We start from the raw sequence: 19168 nt of genomic DNA on the forward strand, positions 1-19168 counted from the left end.
ATTCCTCAGAATCTGCTGAAAGCTCATTTTGGGAGAATTTCAATTCCTTTTCCGTTTTGGGTGTCCAAGCACATCCAAAAAGTATAATTCCAAATAGTATTGTTAGTATTTTCATTTTTTTTCAGCTTACACACAACGGTTATATATACAAATCTAATACTTTTCTTACTCTTTACAAACTTAAATGTGCTGTATATACAAACCTTTATGTACTTTTGCATATAATCTTAATTCAGGACTTTATGCAAACCTTTGGAGATTTTGAAAAACTTTTAGAAATAAAAAAATATGCACCTAATACTATAAAAACCTATATAGGGTTGCTCATAGCATTTCAAAAATTTGTAGGCATCAATAGCCCGATAGACCTTATGGAAAATCATGAACTGGTAGAAGCTATTAGTAAAGTTGTAAAAGAAAAAAAACTCTCTATCAGTACGCATAAACAGCTCATTGCTGCATTAAATCTTTATTTTAAAGAAATGCATCGCGTTACCTGGGATTTTAATAATGTCTATCCTCGTGCAAAACCTAAACCACTGCCTGTAGTACTAGCACTAGAAGATGTAAAAAAAATCCTTAACGCTAGTAATAATTTAAAACACCGCGCCATGCTCACACTAGTGTATGCACTAGGGTTGCGCAGCGGTGAGCTTATTAACCTTAAAATTACAGACCTAGATAAGCACCGCAATCACATTCACATACGTGATGGTAAAAATAATAAAGACCGTTATGTACCTTTTCCTGATTCTCTTAAACCTATGTTGCGGGATTATTATAAAGCATACCTGCCTAAAGTATATCTTTTTGAAGGCCAGAATAAACCACAATACCACGCACAAAGCCTAAGAAAAGTGTTTCATAAAGCCTGCAAAACAGCCAGAATTAAAAAGAAAGTAACCTTACACAGCCTGCGACATGCTTATGCAACTCACCTTATGGATGCTGGCACAGATGTACGTGTGATTAAAGAATTATTAGGACATAGCAACCTTAAAACCACCATGATTTATACTCATGTCACTACACGTAATCTAGATAAAATCCCAAGCCCTATAGATTTCTTGTAATACCTCATATAAGTTACTTCCATGTTGAGATGTATCTCTGTAGCTGAGTATTGAAAATTTTTCTGGATTGAAATTAACTAAGAGAAGTTTACGTAAAAAATGAAATGAGTGAAGGGTTAAGTAAAAATCCTTTAAAGTAAAAAGCTTTTAGTTGACTCAGATGATTGTTTCACTAATTTGAATTATAGGCGAAATAGAAACGAATTATATGCGACATTAGGAATGTAAATTGGTATTAATTATTCCTTTGGTATAAACTTCAGGTCACAAAAAAAATCCCACTCAAGCCATGCTTGAATGGGATTTCTTAATGGAATTAAAGAATTATTATTTATGGAGTAGTGGTACGCAAGTCGCCAGTGCTGGGTTTTGCAATAACATAGGTTTCATCCATATTTTTAACTCCTCAATTTCAAAGGGTAATAAACGTTCTAGCGCTTTTTGTAATTCTTTACAAAAAAGGTTAGAATCAAAACTAACTTTCTCTAGTACAGTCTTCGTGTACTCAAACATAGCTCTAGCCATAACAATTCTGGTATTAGTTGAAGTAATGTTTTATCAAAAGCGATTTTTTTAAATTTCAGTCTAAATTTAAGTCATTAATTAGAATTTAATGTTAACATATGTTAATGACCAGTGTTAATCAAAAGTTATAATTAATGCTGTTAAAATTAAACAGCTGAATCTCAAAATGTTATGCAGTGCATAATAAATTTAGCTTGCGATGCATACAGAAAGAAGGCATAAAAGGGCAAAAGCAAAAGTAGAAAGCGCTACTTTTTTTAACTCTGGATCGAGTAGTGCTGGAGTAGTTGTTTTTCTAACAGTTGTTAAATGAGCAAATAATAAAATAAAGGCAAGTAGTGGCAATAGTAGAAATAACATGAAGCCGTCACGTTCTAAATTATCGGCATGAGCTAATTCATTTGTATATAGCACTGCTATAAAAATTAAAGCACTTAAAAAAGCCGCATAAATCAATCCATAATGGAATCGTTTAGCCGTATCCAGTCCCATTTTTACCACGATTGTATTTTTACCAGCTTTAGCATCGCTCTGTATGTCACGCATGTTATTAAGGTTGAGAACCGCCACGCTTAATAATCCTATAGTCATAGATGGTAAGATCATGCTCCAGTCCAGTGACTTAGTAATCAAGTAAAAAATACCCATCACACTCACAGGACCAAAAAAGATAAACACAAACACATCACCTAGTCCACGGTAGCCATAAGCATTATCTCCTACAGTATATTTAATCGCTGCCCATATCGCTGCAATACCTAATACTAGAAAGAATAACGAAATCAATAAACGATCAAGTCCAAGACTCACATAAATTAAAGCTATCGCACTTATGAAGGTAAGTACAGCAGTGATAATCATCGCACGTTTCATCTCGTGTGCTTGGATCAGTCCGCTTTGCAGCGCTCGCATAGGACCTACACGATCTTCATTATCGGTTCCTTTAACGCCATCTCCATAGTCGTTTGCAAAATTAGACAGCACTTGAAAACCTAATGTGGTGATGAGTGCGAGTAATGTAATGATAAGAGTATCGTGAGCTATTAAATAACCCATTATTTCTCGAGATTCTGCTCCTTCAAAAACGACATCTCTCAAATTTACCAAACTGCTATAATAAGCATAAGCACTTCCCACTAGAATTCCACTAATACTCAACGGCAGCGTGCGCAATCGTGCAGCACTGATCCAGGCTTTAAATTTAGTGCTCATTAGGGATACATGATGTTAACGGTGAGTTCTTGCAGCAAGTCGTGCTGTTGTGCTTTATTAGTTCCTACACCTTTAGACTTCATATCTATATCGCGTATGATCTTGATCGCATGACTGCAGTGTTTCATGGAGTAGTGCTTTGCCGCTGTAAAATATTCCTGTACAAAAAACGGACTCACACCTATCGCTCGCGCCACATTTTGAGGATTACGATCCTTCATAGCATGCAGCTTGAGTAACTGTATAAAAAAGCTGTGCAACTGTCCTACCGTCACCACCAGCGGATTATCCTTAGGATTCTCAGCAAAATAATTGATAATACGATTTACCTTAACTGCATCGCGCATTCCTAGCGCCTTGCGCAGTTCAAAATTATTATAATCTTTAGAGATCCCTATGTTTTCTTCAATCAGTTGTGGCGTGATGGTAGTTCCTGCGGGAACGATGATCATCAGTTTATCGAGTTCGTTTTTAATTTTAGCAATCTCAGTTCCTAGAAATTCTATCAGCATTTGACCAGCTTTGGGCTCTATGCTGTAGCCACGACTTTTTAAATGGCCGTTAATCCAGGGCAATACTTTATTCTCATACAGCGGTTTACTTTCAAAGAATACGGCATTTTTGGCCATTTCTTTAAAGACTTTTTTGCGCTTATCAGGAGATTTGTATTTATAATTAAAAACGAGAATCGTGCTAGGTTGCGGTTGCATAGCATAAGACTCAAACTTATCCCAGTGGCGCGATACATCTTGAGCCTCTTTAACTATGATCACTTGATACTCTGCCATCATAGGGAAACGCTTAGCATTTTCTACCAGCTCGCCCATGTCTATATCGCGGCCATAAAGCACCATTTGATTAAAACCCTTCTCGCCTTCATCCAGCACATGATCTGCTATATAATCACTTATCTCGTCTATAAAATAAGGCTCATCGCCATATAAAAAGTAGATAGGAGCTAGTTTCCTATTCTTTATATCTTCTATAATTTTTCTGGTATCACTCATAAAGAGCCGTGGTGGTTTTTGTAATATTGCGGTATGACGCCATTAAGACTACCGGCTGGAAAATTCAGGGTTAAAAGTACTGAAAAAGGTCGAGTGATTTTTGACCAGATCCGTAAAAAATTTGTCCATCTCACACCAGAGGAATGGGTAAGGCAGCATGTGGTGTTTTTTTTGCTTTCGCGAAAGCGTGTACCGCACAGTCTCATTAATGTTGAAAAACAGCTCGTTGTGGCAGGAACTAAGAAGCGGTATGACATTATAGTTTTTAATAAAGATGGTTCTATTTACTGTCTGGTAGAGTGTAAAGCACCGCATATAAAGATAGATCAAACCGTTTTTGATCAAATCGCACGTTACAATCTAGCACTAGAATCTGAGTATTTAATGGTGACTAATGGAATGGAGCATTACTTTTGCACTATGGATTATGAGCAACAGCGCTATGCGTTTATAGAAGATTTACCAGAGCAGGTATGAAAATAGGGATCGTTATATTAAACTGGAATGGGCTTGCGTTATTAAAACGTTACTTGCCTAGCGTCGTAAAATACAGCGGTAACCACAGCCTTTATCTGGCAGATAATGCCTCAACAGACTCCTCCATAGCCTGGGTTCAAGAAAACTATCCTAGCGTGCACATCATTGCGATGGCAGAGAATAGAGGTTATGCCGGTGGTTATAACCTTGCCCTAAAAAGTGTAGAAGAAGAACTGGTTTGTTTATTAAATAATGATATAGAAGTCACAGAGGACTGGCTGTTACCTGTGATTCAGTTATTTAAACAAGATCCAGAAATTGCTGCTGCACAACCTTTATTACTGGATGATAAAAAGCGCAGCCATTTTGAATATGCTGGAGCCGCTGGTGGTTATCTCGATAGACTGGCTTATCCTTACTGTCGCGGTCGTATTTTTAATAGTATAGAAGAACATAAGAATCAGTATGCCGTTACTACAGACCTGGACTGGGCGAGTGGTGCTGCTTTTTTTGTAAAGAAAAAAGCTTTTGGAGCAGTAGGCGCTTTTGATGAGTCTTACTTTGCCCATCAAGAAGAAATAGATCTGTGCTGGAGATTGCGACACGCTGGATATCGCATAGCCATTGCGGTAGATTCTCAAGTCTATCACTTAGGCGGTGGCACACTTGACACCTTGAATCCTAAAAAGACTTATTACAATTTTAGAAACAGTCTTTTTAACATCGTTAAGAATGATCATAGCTCATCGTGGATAGGAATTATTTTCTTGCGCATGGTGCTGGATGGCATTGCAGCATGGAAATTTTTGCTCTCAGGAAAAGCAGCTCATTTTATGGCTGTTTTTAAAGCGCATATTTCGTTTTATTTAGGCTTAGGTAATGTATGGAAGCAAAGAGCCGAAGTACAACGATTCTCTAAAATTATCGTGCCTAAGTCTAAGGTGTACTCTATTGTTTATCAATATTTTGTTGAAAATAAAAAGCAATTTTTATCACTCAAATCTTCTTAATGAGAATAAAAAGCTCCTTTCCAGATTCCTGATAATTTCTTCTCATAATTTTCTGGGAGTGTAAAGGTTGAATTGTGCTTGAGTTGATTTAAAAGTAAAAGCTCCTTTCCTTGGATAAGGAAAGGTGGGCAATATGAGCAAAGCAAATATTGGTCGGAAAGGTTTGAAAAATGGATGATTATCACAGCTACCAAATCATTTCATATAAATAAAAGTGATTTTACTAAATAGGTGTTTTTCAATCTGCTATATTTTTTTGATGAAATTCTCAGGTTGAATTGACGTTAATAAAGTCTTTAGTCTATCGGCGACAGCGATCTTTTGTCTTAGTCGCACACGACTAATTGTTAATTTATTAGAAATAATGATTTACTATTCACAAGTTTTTTAGATTACATAATAAATAACTGTTAAGCCGTTAAGTATAAAGATGTCAAATCCCTATTTTTGAATCTAAAATTAAAACAAGACATGAAAAAATTAATCGTAGTGATGTTGTGTGCAGGAACACTTTTTTCCTGCGCCTCAAAAAAAGATTTAGAAGCAGCACTGGCTAAACAGCAGTCTACTCAAGAACTATTAGATACCGCATCGGTCAAGTTAAACGCTTGCCTGTCTGATGAGAAAGTTGCTCAGGCTAAATTAAGTGCTTTACAAAGCGAAATTCAAAATTTAAGACAAAGTAACGCATCCTTACTTAATAATGTAGGTGATCTTGCTACACTTTCTAAAAAAGACGCAGAGATTCTAGAAACTTCTCTAGAACGCATTAAAGAAAAAGATTTACAAATAAAGACTCTTAATGATGCACTTACTAAAAAGGATAGTGTCACCATAGCTCTAGTAACTAGCATTAAGAGCTCGCTAGGTAACGTAAATGATGAGGATATTAACGTTAATGTGGAAAAAGGTGTAGTCTTTATTTCTATAAGTGATAAATTATTATTTTCCAGCGGTAGCGACCAGATCAGCAGTAATGCTTCTAATGTTTTAGGTAAAGTAGGAACTATTTTAAGAGATAAGGTAAACATGGATGTAATGATAGAAGGTCATACAGACAGCCAGCCTATCGCATCAGGTAAATTTAAGGATAACTGGGAATTAAGTACCGCGCGTGCAGCATCTATAACCCGTTATTTACAAGAAAATCAAGACATAGATCCAGCGAGAATGACCGCAGCAGGACGTTCTTTTTATGTCCCTATCGCCAGCAACGACACTGCCGAAGGTCGCGCAAAAAACCGTAGAACTAGAATTATTATATTACCTAAACTGGATCAGTTTTTTGATATGATCGAGTCAGGAATGGAACAAGCTAAACTAGATGCTCAAAAGAAGAACTAGTTTCTAGAATTAAGTTTTATTAGTATATCAAAAACGTCTCAGGAAACTGAGGCGTTTTTTTGTGGAAGTGATTTTTTAACCCGTCATTACGAGAAGCGATAGCGACGAAGTAATCTACAATTAAGGAACACGACCAGCAGATTGCCACGCTCTTACCTCACTCGCAATGATATTTTGAAAATTGATAATGCGACCTGTCATGCTGAATTCGTTTCATCAACTGCTGTTGATGGAAATAAGTGCTACCTACATTTCATAAGTATCACATCAGATTGCCAAATCGTTATCACTCCTCGCAATGACGTTTAAGACAACTAACTTGTGAATAAGAACTCTGCAAAGGTTAAGAAACAGCAATAATATATTGCTTCGTCATTAATAATAAGCAATAAAGAATGATTAAACCACCTGAAAGATAGCAGCACCATAAATGACAAAGCGTATAAAACGCAATAGTCCTATAATGCACCACCACTTAAAGTCATATTTTAACATACCAGCAACCAGGCTTGATATAGAAAAGGGTAGTGGTAGTAAAGCTCCTACAGCGATTAAAATACCACCCCATTTTCTAGCCATGACCAGCTGTTTAGCCATTTTAACTTCGAGATAATAATGAACACTAGGGATTTGTAGCGCTTTACGACCTATAAAATAAGCAGTCATTCCACCTAGATAAGAGAATAAAGCAAGTAAAGATAAATTTAAAATAGGAGCAGCTGTTTTTCCAGACCAGGCAATAAACAACTCTGGCGGGATAAGCCCTAAGAAAGTTTCAGAAACATAGAAAAATGCCAAAACACCATAGTCAGGTAACTCTTGTACTGCCATTTCAAGCATCTCAGGAACGGGCATCACTAAAAAATGAACTATGGCTAGTAACGCTACTACAGCCAGCACTGGTGGCATGGATTTTTTAATACTTTCTGTTACAAAAGAATAGAAACCAGTGAGCTTATAATAACGATGGGCTCTGGTAAAAGGGAACTTGCTTCTATGTCTTTTTGTGGTATGTGACATTGCACTTAAATCAAGACTACAAAATTAAACTTTTAAGTTTGAAGTGTTGTTAATAAAATGGGAAGAAAAAATTAATAGTTAAAGCCAGAAAAATGAGCTTTCAAAAGTATTAAAAAGCCCTACTTTTGCACACCTCAAAATAAAAAGCCCTTGATGAACTCTATGCCTGAAGTTAAAGTTAAATCGCTCTACGATTACCAAAAACGTGATTTAACAGAGATTTTTGACCGAATTAATAATAAATCAGACGATTATAATTTGCTATACCAGTTACCTACTGGTGGAGGAAAAACGGTGATCTTTTCTGAGATCGTAAGAAAGTATTTAAAGGAGAAAAATAAGAAGGTAGTTATTCTCACGCACCGTATTGAATTATGTAAACAAACATCTAAGATGCTTAACGGCTTTAACGTTAAGAATAAGATGATTAATTCTAAGGTAAAAGAGCTCCACGACCAGAATGAATACCAGTGTTTTGTTGCAATGGTAGAGACACTTAATAATAGGCTACAGGAAGATAAGCTAGAACTAGAAGATATAGGTCTAGTGATTATAGATGAGGCACACTATAATAGTTTTAGGAAGTTATTTAAGTATTTTGAGCACTGTTTTATCTTAGGAGTTACAGCTACTCCTTTAAGTTCTAACTTTAAGTTACCTATGAAAGATAACTATAAAGAACTTATCGTAGGAGATAGCATTACCTCACTTGTTGAACAAGGTTTTCTAGCTCAAGCTGTTACACATACTTATGATGTAGGTTTAAGTGGTCTTACCATAGGTATGAATGGAGACTATACGGTTAAATCCAGTGAGAAACTTTATATAGATACCAGCATGCAAGAAAAGCTGCTGCAATCTTATAATGAAGTTTGTAAAGGGAAAAAGACACTGATCTTTAATAATGGTATACGTACTTCCATAGAAGTAGAAGAGACCTTTAAAAGAGCTGGACTAGAAATAAGACACTTAGATAATACAAATACTAAAGAAGAACGTAAAGAGATTTTAAAATGGTTTAAAAATAAACCAGATGCTATTCTCACCTCAGTAAGTATTCTAACCACAGGATTTGATGAACCTAGTGTAGACTGTATTATTTTAAACCGTGCGACTAAATCACTTACACTGTACTATCAGATGATAGGTCGTGGTTCCCGTATTTTTAAAGATAAAAAAGAGTTCCATATAGTAGATTTAGGAAATAATGTGGCACGTTTTGGGCTTTGGAATGAGCCTGTGGACTGGCAGCAAGTATTTAGATCACCAGATTTTTATGTAGAAAACATTGTGTCTGATGAAGAGATAGAACGCAATTTCGTTTACAGAATGCCTGCCCATGTAAAAGCAGAGTTTCCTAATACCAAGGATTTTACATTTGATGTTAAAGAAGCTTACAATCGCATCACTAAAGAGAATCGCAAGTCTAAGTATGTTCTCGATGAGTCTATCGCGCAGCACGTTCAGTGGTGTGTAGAGAATAGTGAAGATGTTTTTGACGCTCGTATCCTGGCAAAATTACTTAAAGATGATATTAAGGATAGAATACGTCGTTATTCTTACTGTATCATAAATAACACAAATAACTATAAGGACTGGTTAGAAGAGGACTACTACCGTAGATTACGTGTAGCTTTACAGCAAGAGTTTGCCGGTGTAGATTCTTAGAATTACGCTTTCGCGAAAGCGTATAAACCTTACCATTTAACTTATAAAAAAAGCAGCTTTTTCTCAAAAGCTGCTTTTTTTATCAAATACTATAAAACGATTCGTTAATTTAACTGAGGCCTGTTTATTCCGTTAGCTAGTTCCCATGCGGTAACAAAAACGAGTTGTGTTCTTTTCTGATACAGTTTATACTCAATTTTATCTGCAGTATCACTGGCTTTATGATAATCTTCATGCGTGCCGTTAAAATAGAAAATGACTGGAACGTCGTTTTTTGCAAAATTATAATGGTCAGAGCGGTAATAAAATCTATTAGGATCATCCTTACCATTGTATTTATAATCTAAATCCAGTTTGATATACTTCTCATTTGCCATTTCAGATATATCATGAAGATCCTGGCTTAACATATCACTACCTATAAGGTAAATGTAATCAGATTTAGATTCACGTTCTGGATCTATGCGGCCTATCATATCTATATTAAGATTTGCAATGGTATTCTCCATAGCATAAACTGGGTTTTCTGAATAGTATTTACTGCCGTATAAACCTATTTCTTCACCGGTAACGTGCAAGAAAAGTATAGAACGTTTAGGGCCATAACCTTCATCTGCAGCATGTTTAAAAGCTTCGGCGATTTCTATGAGTGCAATGGTTCCACTACCATCATCATCAGCACCATTAAATACCTCATCATCTTCCATTCCTACATGATCTAGATGAGCTGATATAACAAGGACTTCTTCAGGTTTTTCAGTTCCTTTTATGAAGGCTAAAACGTTTTCAGAACTTAGCTCTGGTTTATTGAAATATGTCCCAGGAACGGACTGGAAGTAAGTGCCGTCTGTGTTACCGCCAGGAACATTCATAGTTTCATACTTAGATCTAATGTATTTTACTGCTTTTTTCTGGCCTGGAGAACCGGTATTGCGGCCTTCCATTTCATCACTAGCATAGAAGTATAATTGTTCTTTTAATTCTTCTAGGGTGATCGTTTTAGCATATTTCATAGCGTCTATGTTTGCATAATCGTTTGAAATAGTTAACTCGCTTTTTCCTTTATCACTATTATTTTTCTTTTTGCTAGAGCAAGAAATAAAAAGGGCAACGCTGCACAGCGCTAGAAAGGTGTGTTTCATGTTCAAAATGGTCAATGTGGGTTTGAGTTTAGTTGCGTTTTAAAATTTTATATTCTTCATAACACTCGCTGATTGCATCTAGTATTTGAAGATCATTGGCTGTTGCAATAAATGATTTAGAGTACTGACAGTTACGTAGTATGTTATCTATACTTACTTTATCCATTTGCAGCAGGTTCATAAGAGTCTCACGATCGTATTTACTTTGTAATAGGTTTCTAATTTCATCTTGTTCCTTGATCTGCCTTAACTTGCGCATGGAAGTTCCTTTTTTTCCAAAAACATTATAGAGGAAGTCTGCAGGATTAAAGATGGAACCTAGAACTTTAGTTACCGCACCTGGCTCATCACCACCAGCTTCATAAGCTTTAGGTAGGCCGCTTATACTATAACGACGATTGTTATAAATAGGAGCCTTACGAGCATCTATTTCTAGAAATCCGGTAAGTGCTACTGCTTTTAAGTCCACTTGCTCTAGGGCTATTCCTTTCTCTGTCATTGAAATGGTTACATCACCAAATTTGAGCCAGTCCTCAGTCACTTTAATGGTGATGGTTTCAAAACCTAAATAGGAAAAGAACAGCGTATCATTTACACGCGCAGGAATTTTAAATGCTCCTGTTTTATTAGTTATCGTTCCTTTAACTTGATTGAGGTTAACGATGTTTACATTGCTTATAATACTATCGTTTTTTGCGTTGAGTACTTTACCATAAACTGAGGTTATCTTTTGTATAACATCTTTGTTGCCGCTATCCTGAGCCTGTAGGCTCCATGAAGCGGTGCATAGTAAAGTTAAAAGTAGGTAAGTAATTTTTTTCATTCTAAGAGCTAAAATAATCTAACGAATTGGTTTTTAAATGGCTTTATTAATTAATTAACTTCATTCACTTAAATAAGTTATTAATTTTTTAAGTGCGATTCCACGATGGCTTATCTCACCTTTTTCTGTTAAGCTCATTTGTGCAAAAGTTTTATCAAAACCATGAGGCATAAAAATAGGGTCGTAGCCAAAACCGTCTTCACCCATGCGCTGCTCAGTAATCATGCCTTTACAAACTCCTTCAAAAATAGTTTGGCTGTGTTCCATGTCTAACGCAAACACTGTGATAAATCGTGCACTGCGGTCTTTTTTATTTTCTAGATTCTGAAGTAATAAGTTCATGTTATCCTGACTGTTCTTTTGTTCTCCAGCATAACGAGCGCTATAAACACCAGGTGCGTTATTTAAAGAAGGTACTTCTAATCCTGTATCATCGGCAAAGACGGGTAAGTTATAACGAGTTCTTATGAATTGTACTTTTTGAATCGCATTTCCTGATATGGTAGGTGATGTTTCAGGAATATCTTCATTCATTCCTATATCTTCTAGGCTTAACAATTTAATGTGTGGCGGCATCATAATTTGAACTTCTTTAAGTTTATTCTTATTATGTGTAGCAAATATGATATCCATATTAGAGTGTTTTTGAAATCTCAATTAATAAATCGGTTGCGACTTCATGTTTAATGTCTGGTCTATGCAGTTCACATTTCGTGCCGAAAAGCTTTTCTATTTTTTCATTTTCATTTTGAATAAGTTGAGCAGTAACGTACTCATCACGAGTTCCAGAAATATGAATAATTCTCTTTGCTTTTTCTTTAAAAATGCTTCCGTCTGTAGGGTTTAATTCGTTAGGAATAGAACCACTATGTAAAATTAAGGCTTTAACTTCTTTACTGTAATGTTTCAAGTAACGAGTTGCAATAGAAACGCCTTGAGAATATCCCATTAAGACTAGTCTAGGGTCATTATGAAGTTGCTCGTTTTCTAGAACAGCGTCTATGTAGTTGAGGTTGTTTTTCATTTCTTGAGTAGTATCTACTCGAGTGAGCCAGCTAGCGCCTACGTGTTTAAAGTTAGTTCCTTGATAAAATTTAGATGGAGCTTGTAAAACGATAACAGCATTTTTGCAGCATCCATATTTTGAAAATAACGTTTAAAATAGGTGGCTAGATAGCCCAGACCGTGAAAGCAAATCCAGATATTTTCAGTATTTGCTGTAACTGGATGTAGGATCTCGTATGAATTTGTGTGTTGATAAGAGACTGTTTTTACCATAATGTGGTCTGTGTGGCTTATTTTTGGTAAAGATATGGACAAAGAACAGATACTATTGCGATGTAACGAGATATGTCGTAATACACTCATGGAAACCCTTGAGATAGATTTTATAGATGTAGGAGATGATTTTTTAACAGCTCGCATGCCTGTAACTCCACGTGTGCATCAACCTGATGGAGTCTTGCATGGTGGAGCTAGTGTTGCTCTTGCAGAATCAGTAGGTAGTGCTGCAAGCTATATGTTTTTAAATACAGCTGAGTTTGCTATACGTGGTATAGAGATTAGTGCTAACCATACACGATCTAAAAAAGATGGTCATGTGTTTGCTACAGCTCGTTTTCTACATAAGGGTAGAACTACTCAACTATGGGAAATAAAAATTACTGATGAGCAGCAGCGATTGATTTCTATCTGTAAATTAACCACGATAGCGATTCAAAAAGAATCTTAATTTCTTAAAACCACTTCAGCTTGCGTCATAAATTATTATCACATTTACAGTCGTTATTAGATAAAGAGTTGCCATTTCTAGCTCTTAAAAAAGCTGGTCAACACCAAGTGCAGGTAATCTCTCAAAAGGATCAAATCTTGCACAAATCGCCGTATAAGAATTTGTCTTATGGTGTTTTTTCAAAATTTCATAATGATAATAATGCGGTTTATATCATTAATCATAAAGAGTTGAACTTCAAATGGAATGCTAGAGTTATAGATAAGTCTAGTAAAGAATTAATAGTGCCAGAGAATGGCAAAGAGGAGTATCTCCAGCTTTTTGAAAATGGAATGAAAGAACTTCAAAAAGGAAATTTAAAAAAGGTTGTACTGTCTAGAAAACAGGAATTCCTTAAGAAGGATACAGACTTAAATATCTTTGAAAGATTACTAGATACTTATCCTACTGCAAATGGTTATTTCTTTTATCATCCACAAGTAGGAACATGGACTGGTGCCACACCAGAGCTGTTACTTGAAGTTGAAAAAGAAGGTTTAACAACATTCCAGTCAGGTACAAATTCTATTCCGGTACAAGTTTTTACCATGTCACTGGCTGGAACGGCTATTGATGATGGTAGTAGTACTTACAACTGGGGAGAAAAAGAAAAGGAAGAACAACGACTTGTTACAGATGATATTATAAATAAATTCCGATCTGCAGGAGTGATTTCAATTCAAGAGAGCGATTTAGAAACCGTTAAAGCAGGTCATTTACTGCATTTGCAAACTATTATTAAGGGTACATCAAGTACAAAAGATGTAGACGCTGTATTAACCCAACTACATCCTACACCAGCAGTTTGTGGCTTACCGCGTGATAAAGCGATGCAGTTCATATTAGATAATGAAAACTATGATCGCAGTTATTACACTGGTTTTATAGGAATGGTGCATGGAGCTCAACGTAATTACTACGTTAACCTCAGGTGCATGCAACTGTTCAAAGAAAAAGCAATTATCTATGTAGGTGGTGGCGTTACTGCAAAAAGTGATGGTGAGTTAGAGTATCAAGAAACCATGGCAAAGTTAAATACCATGTACAGGCTGTTATAAAACATTTTTAGACATAAAAAATCTTTCTTAACTTGATGATGTCTCTTATATTACTTAGCATATTCCTTTGTCCTTTTCATGCTGATTTATTTTTAAAATACGACAAATACATTCTTTCTTTTTCACTTTAAATAGGTCGATGGCTCACTTCTATGCACAGAAATGTTGGGCTATTTCATTGTTCTTTTTGGTATAATTTTATAAAGAAATAGCAACTTATAAAATTGTGCTTTTAAAAGGAGTAGTGGAAAAAGTATTTACAAACTGTTTTTTTGTCATTCATTTAGCAATTCTTATTTGATGATTGCTTAGGGCTAAGTTACCTTTGTTGTGATGATTTCAGATATTATACAAGCGCAGCAAGTCGTACTTCTCTTTAAGCAAAGAGCTGTGCAACATATTGTAATTTCTCCTGGATCTAGAAATGCGCCTTTAACCTTAAGCTTTTCAGAAGATCCCTTTTTTACCTGTTATAGTATTGTAGATGAGCGCTGTGCGGCACATTTTGCACTCGGTATAGCTCAACAATTAAAAGAGCCAGTAGCAGTGGTTTGCACCAGTGGTAGTGCACTTTTAAATTATTACCCAGCAGTGACTGAGGCATATTATAGTGAGATACCGCTTATCGTGCTCAGTGCTGACCGGCCACCACATAAAATAGATATAGGTGATGGACAGACTATAAAACAGCAACACGTCTATGCTAATCATATTATTTATGATACCCAATTAGAAATGATAGAAAAGCTAGATGATCTAGAAGCTATCACAACTAATGAGCGACTTATTCATAAAGCCATAACAGCTAGTGTTTCACAAAATGGACCTGTTCATATAAATGTTCCTTTTGAAGAACCACTTTATAACATTATAGAAAAGGCTATTATACAACCTTCTCAAACTTCAATTAAAGAAAATGAAGTAGCTTCTATCCCTCAAAAATTTCAAGAACAATGGGGTAAAGCTGGTCGCAAACTCATTATTTTATCTACCTTAAATCCTAACGTACTTTCAAAAGAAGATCTCGATTTATTAACTGCAGATCCAGCAGTTTTAATCATGAGTGAGGTAAGCTGTAATATTAATCATGATAATGTGATATGGGGAATAGATACCTTAATCGCTCCCATAGAAAAGGATCCTGAAACCATCGCATACTTACAGCCTGACATGGTTATAACCATAGGCGGTATGATTGTTTCTAAAAAGATCAAGCAGTTCTTACGCAAATTTGAACCGCAACACCATTATCACATAGGACATCGTAGAGCTTATGATACCTTTTTTAAATTATCTGGTCATATTAAAATGAACCCTTCAACTTGGGTAGCACAGTTAGAGCCATCTACAGGAAATAGTGATTATGGCGCATACTGGTTGGCGTTTTTTAAAACCTACGTAGAAAAACGCGTCTCTTATTTACATAATATGCCTTGGAGTGATTTTAAGGCCTTTAAACTCTTATTTGAGCAATTGCCTAACAATATCGTTTTACAACTGGGAAATAGCAGTACGATAAGGTATGCGCAGTTATTCCCTATGAATGCAACGCATGCTATTTTTTCTAATCGTGGAACCAGTGGTATAGATGGATGTACCAGCACCGCAATAGGAGCCGCAGTGGCAGGCTCAAAACCTACTGTGTTCATTACAGGAGATTTGAGTTTTTTCTATGATAGTAATGCTTTGTGGAACAATTATATACCATCAAGCTTTAAGATCATAGTCATCAATAATAGCGGTGGTGGTATTTTTAGAATCCTACCAGGTGATAAAGAGAATCATAATTTCCAGACTTATTTTGAAACCACTCACCAGCTAGATGCCAGTCATTTATGTGCCATGCATGGTGTAGATTACCATAGGGTAGATGAGGAACACGCTTTCGCGAAAGCGTATAAAACCTTTATAGAAGATAATTCAAAACCCCAATTATTAGAAGTTTTTACACCTAGACTGGAAAATGATACCGTTCTTCTAGACTACTTTAAATTCTTAAAATAGAATTTTAGCCTTTTCTTTTAATTCTTACTTTTAGAATTATAACTGTAAAAAATCATATAATGAGTAAATTAGAAGAAAGAGTAGAAAAGTACATTACAGCTTACAAGGAAAAAGTAGGAGGAAAGTTAGATGAAGAGTTACTAAGAAAAGTAACAAAAGGTTTAGGTCCATCTATTTATAATAAAGATGCAGAGACTGTAAGTGCTGAAGCTTCAGAAATGCAACGTGTGGTAGATAACTACCTGGTAAAGAAGTTAGGTCTATCTGGAGATAACTTAATGGAATCAGTAGAGGCTGTTATGGAAAAGTATGGTAAGAGTGAACGCGCTAAGTATCGCGCTTGTATCTATTACATGCTTTGTGTACATCACGGTAAAGAGGCCGTTTATAACTAGAATCTTTTATATATACTAGAAATCCCAATGTGAGAGCATTGGGATTTTTTTGTGACTTATTTCCACTAAGGAATAATACCAGTTTATGTTCATTAAGACTTTATAAATTCAATTTAGTATAAATTATGTTTTAAAGTTTTACTTCTCCACAGCTGCTACTTCTTCAACAGTAACCATATCGCCGCTATTCCAGGTTTGAATGGTGTAGTTCATCACATCGGCTATTTCTTGATCATCTAGACCTAGTGAGAGCATGATGTTATCATAAGGTTTACCATTTACTTTAATCGGTCCTTTTAAACCATATTTAATAGCGTGAATACTTTTTGTGCGTTTATCAGTTAACCAGTTAGATGGATTAAGAGGTGGAAAAGCACCTGCGACTCCTTTACCACTAGTCATGTGGCAGCTCACGCAGTTATCACTATAAATTTCTTTTCCGCGAGCAACGCTTATTTGCAGTGGTGTTTTTTGAACCTCTTTTACAGGTTTAGATGTGGTAACGGTTTCTTTTTTAGATTCTCCACAGCTGGTAACTACGATAGCAATGATAAATAGGAGTAATGGTCTCATTTTATAGTTTTATGAGATTTAAAAATACGAAGGAGTTTTGAATACTAAATAGCTTTTGTGTTATTTATAATGTTCTGGGCTTGCCGTTAATGGCTTATAAGTTCTTTATCGCATCTATCTTATAACGATTTGTATTTTAAATGTCCTATAGAAAAGTGACTAGTTAGCCTTTTAAGGTAATGATAGCTGTTCACTTTATTGAAAACCTATGAGGCATCAATTTGCTCCCATAATTTCTCACTAGACAGTCTATAAGTACCTACAAATTCCCAGTTACATTCTGCTGGAGCGATGACCGATAAGAAATGGTTACGGTCTTTTCCTAAATAGAGATGATAAGTTTCACCTACTATAGGTTCAAAGGAGAATTTTGCACCATAAACCAGTTGATTATCCTCATATTTTTTAACCATGGCATCATATTCAGCTTTCAGTTGGTCAAATTGTGATTTGATCTCATGGTTGACTTTATTAATATTAGTCTGTTTCCATGAGGTGATATCTGGAGTGGTAATTTTAGGAGCAGCAACACCACTAGAATAAGGAAGTAAAGAGGCATTATAGGTACCGCTTTCTTCATCATAAACTACATAATCTGGTTTTTTATTCTCGCTCATGTGACAAATTTACAACTTGCAAATTTGTTTTGTACAACATTAACATCATTTTCTTAAACAAAAAATCGAGATAGATGCGCCTATCTCGATTTAAGTAATACATCAATTCCCTACAATCTTTGAATTACATGATAAATATATACTATACTGCCTTTTTCCATCACATGCATTTGCTTTAACGTAGTTCTGAATTCATCAATGGTCTGTCTGAGTAGATGAATGGTTTTTGAAACCGCTTTCGCGAAAGCGTAACAAAACAAACCGCTGGACTACTAATAGAATATGATAAATGAAATCAACTATATAGACTTTGAACCTGAGGTAATTACCAAAAGTTTCTGGAAGGGAAATGAATATGAATCTACTAAAGAGGTTCTTGAACGGGTTAATGAATGGATCCGTAAGAATTATAACTCTAAAATAATTAATGTAGAGACCATGCTCATGCCTAATATGAGGTACAATAAAAAGAATTCAAATACCAAAACAATCAATATGAGCGGTGGTTATGTTTATATGATTGAGGTCGTGAGAGTATGGTATAAATAGGATAGGGCTTATATTTGTTTAAAAATTAGAATTATGTCCATAGACTGGAAAACTGCCATAGAATTTGAAGATATTACTTATAAGAAGTGCAATGGTATAGCCCGTATCGCTTTTAATAGGCCAGAAGTGCGCAATGCATTCAGACCTAAAACAGTGGCCGAACTTATTAAAGCTTTTTATGATGCTCAAGAAGACCTATCGATAGGTGTTGTGATTCTTACTGGAGAAGGACCATCACAAAAAGATGGTGGCTGGGCGTTTTGCAGCGGTGGTGATCAAAATGCGCGTGGAAATGATGGGTATAAAGATGATTCTGGAACAGGTAGGTTGAATATTTTAGAAGTGCAACGCATGATCCGTTTCATGCCCAAAGTTGTAATTTGTGCCGTTCCAGGATGGGCAGTAGGTGGTGGACACAGTTTACATGTCGTATGTGATATGACTATAGCCAGTAAAGAGCATGGTGTTTTTAAACAAACAGATACTGATGTAGCAAGTGTAGATGCTGGTTACGGAAGTGCTTATCTAGCTAAAATGGTAGGTCAGAAAAAAGCTCGTGAGATTTTCTTTCTAGGTAGAACCTACAGTGCTCAAGAGGCTATGGATATGGGAATGGTAAACGCTGTAGTACCACATGAGGAACTGGATCAAACAGCTTATGATTGGGGACAGGAAATTCTTAAAAAATCACCTATTGCCATAAAAATGGCCAAATTTGCCATGAACGCCACAGATGATGGTATGGTAGGACAGCAAGTGTTTGCTGGAGAAATGACACGCTTGATCTATATGACTGATGAGGCGCGTGAAGGTAGAGAAGCATTCCTAGAAAAACGTAAACCTAACTGGGGAACAGATCGTTATATACCATAATTTCTTAATTACCACTCTTAAAATTTA

The 19168-nt window shown here is 35.8% G+C and carries 22 protein-coding genes; 11 read left to right on the top strand and 11 right to left on the bottom strand.

Annotated elements, in window-relative coordinates; all coding sequences use genetic code 11:
- Window positions 1-242: 242 nt before the first annotated feature.
- Window positions 243-1073: a tyrosine-type recombinase/integrase gene (locus tag ACTF48_RS00820; protein ID WP_438961238.1), complete on the top strand. Its 831-nt coding sequence runs from the start codon at window positions 243-245 to the stop codon at window positions 1071-1073.
- 327 nt (window positions 1074-1400) lie between these two features.
- On the opposite strand, the gene ACTF48_RS00825 is transcribed toward ACTF48_RS00820, so the two are convergent.
- The 3 genes from ACTF48_RS00825 to holA all read right to left on the bottom strand — a co-directional run bounded on the left by ACTF48_RS00825 (window position 1401) and on the right by holA (window position 3817).
- A complete protein-coding gene (locus tag ACTF48_RS00825; protein WP_438961239.1) occupies window positions 1401-1598 on the bottom strand; it encodes a hypothetical protein in 198 nt (65 codons plus the stop codon).
- Window positions 1599-1787: 189 nt separating this feature from the next.
- Entirely contained in the window at window positions 1788-2810 is a 1023-nt protein-coding gene (gene menA, locus ACTF48_RS00830; protein WP_438961240.1) for a 1,4-dihydroxy-2-naphthoate octaprenyltransferase, read from the bottom strand.
- A complete protein-coding gene (holA, locus tag ACTF48_RS00835) occupies window positions 2810-3817 on the bottom strand; it encodes a DNA polymerase III subunit delta (protein WP_438961241.1) in 1008 nt (335 codons plus the stop codon). The genes menA and holA overlap by 1 nt, the downstream gene beginning before the upstream one ends.
- Window positions 3818-3850: 33 nt before the next feature.
- Between holA and ACTF48_RS00840 the strand changes: the two genes are divergently transcribed.
- The 3 genes from ACTF48_RS00840 (at window position 3851) to ACTF48_RS00850 (ending at window position 6648) form a co-directional block, all read left to right on the top strand.
- Entirely contained in the window at window positions 3851-4294 is a 444-nt protein-coding gene (locus tag ACTF48_RS00840) for a type I restriction enzyme HsdR N-terminal domain-containing protein (protein ID WP_438961242.1), read from the top strand.
- Window positions 4291-5304, top strand: coding sequence for a glycosyltransferase family 2 protein (locus ACTF48_RS00845; RefSeq protein ID WP_438961243.1), 1014 nt, complete (start codon window positions 4291-4293; stop codon window positions 5302-5304). Before ACTF48_RS00840 ends, ACTF48_RS00845 begins: the two co-directional genes overlap by 4 nt.
- 471 nt (window positions 5305-5775) lie before the next feature.
- Window positions 5776-6648, top strand: coding sequence for an OmpA family protein (locus ACTF48_RS00850; RefSeq protein WP_438961244.1), 873 nt, complete (start codon window positions 5776-5778; stop codon window positions 6646-6648).
- Between the two features lie 399 nt (window positions 6649-7047).
- Here ACTF48_RS00850 and ACTF48_RS00855 read toward each other — a convergent pair whose 3' ends face one another.
- Window positions 7048-7668 carry a YqaA family protein gene (locus ACTF48_RS00855; RefSeq protein ID WP_438961245.1) on the bottom strand — a complete coding sequence of 207 codons (621 nt, stop codon included), beginning with the start codon at window positions 7666-7668 and terminating at the stop codon, window positions 7048-7050.
- Between the two features lie 153 nt (window positions 7669-7821).
- Here ACTF48_RS00855 and ACTF48_RS00860 point away from each other — a divergent pair, with 153 nt between their 5' ends.
- Window positions 7822-9336: a DEAD/DEAH box helicase gene (locus tag ACTF48_RS00860; RefSeq protein ID WP_438961246.1), complete on the top strand. Its 1515-nt coding sequence runs from the start codon at window positions 7822-7824 to the stop codon at window positions 9334-9336.
- A gap of 104 nt (window positions 9337-9440) precedes the next feature.
- Here ACTF48_RS00860 and ACTF48_RS00865 read toward each other — a convergent pair whose 3' ends face one another.
- The 5 genes from ACTF48_RS00865 to ACTF48_RS00885 are packed head-to-tail and all read right to left on the bottom strand — an operon-like array spanning window position 9441 to window position 12579.
- Window positions 9441-10478: a M28 family metallopeptidase gene (locus ACTF48_RS00865; RefSeq protein ID WP_438961247.1), complete on the bottom strand. Its 1038-nt coding sequence runs from the start codon at window positions 10476-10478 to the stop codon at window positions 9441-9443.
- A gap of 28 nt (window positions 10479-10506) precedes the next feature.
- Window positions 10507-11301 carry a carboxypeptidase-like regulatory domain-containing protein gene (locus ACTF48_RS00870; protein ID WP_438961248.1) on the bottom strand — a complete coding sequence of 265 codons (795 nt, stop codon included), beginning with the start codon at window positions 11299-11301 and terminating at the stop codon, window positions 10507-10509.
- Window positions 11302-11361: 60 nt separating this feature from the next.
- Entirely contained in the window at window positions 11362-11934 is a 573-nt protein-coding gene (locus tag ACTF48_RS00875; protein WP_438961249.1) for a non-canonical purine NTP diphosphatase, read from the bottom strand.
- 1 nt (window position 11935) lies between these two features.
- Window positions 11936-12325: an alpha/beta hydrolase gene (locus tag ACTF48_RS00880; RefSeq protein ID WP_438961250.1), complete on the bottom strand. Its 390-nt coding sequence runs from the start codon at window positions 12323-12325 to the stop codon at window positions 11936-11938.
- A gap of 38 nt (window positions 12326-12363) precedes the next feature.
- Window positions 12364-12579: a hypothetical protein gene (locus ACTF48_RS00885; protein WP_438961251.1), complete on the bottom strand. Its 216-nt coding sequence runs from the start codon at window positions 12577-12579 to the stop codon at window positions 12364-12366.
- Between the two features lie 34 nt (window positions 12580-12613).
- Here ACTF48_RS00885 and ACTF48_RS00890 point away from each other — a divergent pair, with 34 nt between their 5' ends.
- The 4 genes from ACTF48_RS00890 to ACTF48_RS00905 all read left to right on the top strand — a co-directional run bounded on the left by ACTF48_RS00890 (window position 12614) and on the right by ACTF48_RS00905 (window position 16529).
- A complete protein-coding gene (locus tag ACTF48_RS00890; protein WP_438961252.1) occupies window positions 12614-13033 on the top strand; it encodes a hotdog fold thioesterase in 420 nt (139 codons plus the stop codon).
- A 20-nt stretch (window positions 13034-13053) separates the two neighbouring features.
- A complete protein-coding gene (locus tag ACTF48_RS00895) occupies window positions 13054-14130 on the top strand; it encodes a chorismate-binding protein (protein ID WP_438961253.1) in 1077 nt (358 codons plus the stop codon).
- A gap of 333 nt (window positions 14131-14463) precedes the next feature.
- Entirely contained in the window at window positions 14464-16134 is a 1671-nt protein-coding gene (gene menD, locus ACTF48_RS00900) for a 2-succinyl-5-enolpyruvyl-6-hydroxy-3-cyclohexene-1-carboxylic-acid synthase (protein ID WP_438961254.1), read from the top strand.
- Window positions 16135-16193: 59 nt separating this feature from the next.
- Window positions 16194-16529 carry a DUF2853 family protein gene (locus tag ACTF48_RS00905; protein WP_438961255.1) on the top strand — a complete coding sequence of 112 codons (336 nt, stop codon included), beginning with the start codon at window positions 16194-16196 and terminating at the stop codon, window positions 16527-16529.
- 138 nt (window positions 16530-16667) lie between these two features.
- Here ACTF48_RS00905 and ACTF48_RS00910 read toward each other — a convergent pair whose 3' ends face one another.
- Complete coding sequence (locus tag ACTF48_RS00910; protein ID WP_438961256.1) at window positions 16668-17102, bottom strand: c-type cytochrome; 435 nt, start codon at window positions 17100-17102, stop codon at window positions 16668-16670.
- 206 nt (window positions 17103-17308) lie between these two features.
- Window positions 17309-17719 (bottom strand): DUF2452 domain-containing protein, encoded by a 411-nt coding sequence (locus ACTF48_RS00915; RefSeq protein ID WP_438961257.1) that lies wholly within the window; start codon window positions 17717-17719, stop codon window positions 17309-17311.
- Window positions 17720-18001: 282 nt separating this feature from the next.
- Here ACTF48_RS00915 and ACTF48_RS00920 point away from each other — a divergent pair, with 282 nt between their 5' ends.
- Together ACTF48_RS00920 and ACTF48_RS00925 are read left to right on the top strand one after the other, a co-directional pair.
- Window positions 18002-18268: a hypothetical protein gene (locus tag ACTF48_RS00920; protein ID WP_438961258.1), complete on the top strand. Its 267-nt coding sequence runs from the start codon at window positions 18002-18004 to the stop codon at window positions 18266-18268.
- Window positions 18269-18301: 33 nt separating this feature from the next.
- The gene (locus ACTF48_RS00925; protein WP_438961259.1) at window positions 18302-19141 is read left to right on the top strand and encodes a 1,4-dihydroxy-2-naphthoyl-CoA synthase; all 840 of its coding nucleotides are present in this window, start codon (window positions 18302-18304) and stop codon (window positions 19139-19141) included.
- The last annotated feature ends 27 nt before the right edge of the window (window positions 19142-19168 follow it).

This window comes from Nonlabens sp. (assembly GCF_965660805.1).
In the GTDB taxonomy this organism is placed as follows: Bacteria; Bacteroidota; Bacteroidia; order Flavobacteriales; family Flavobacteriaceae; genus Nonlabens.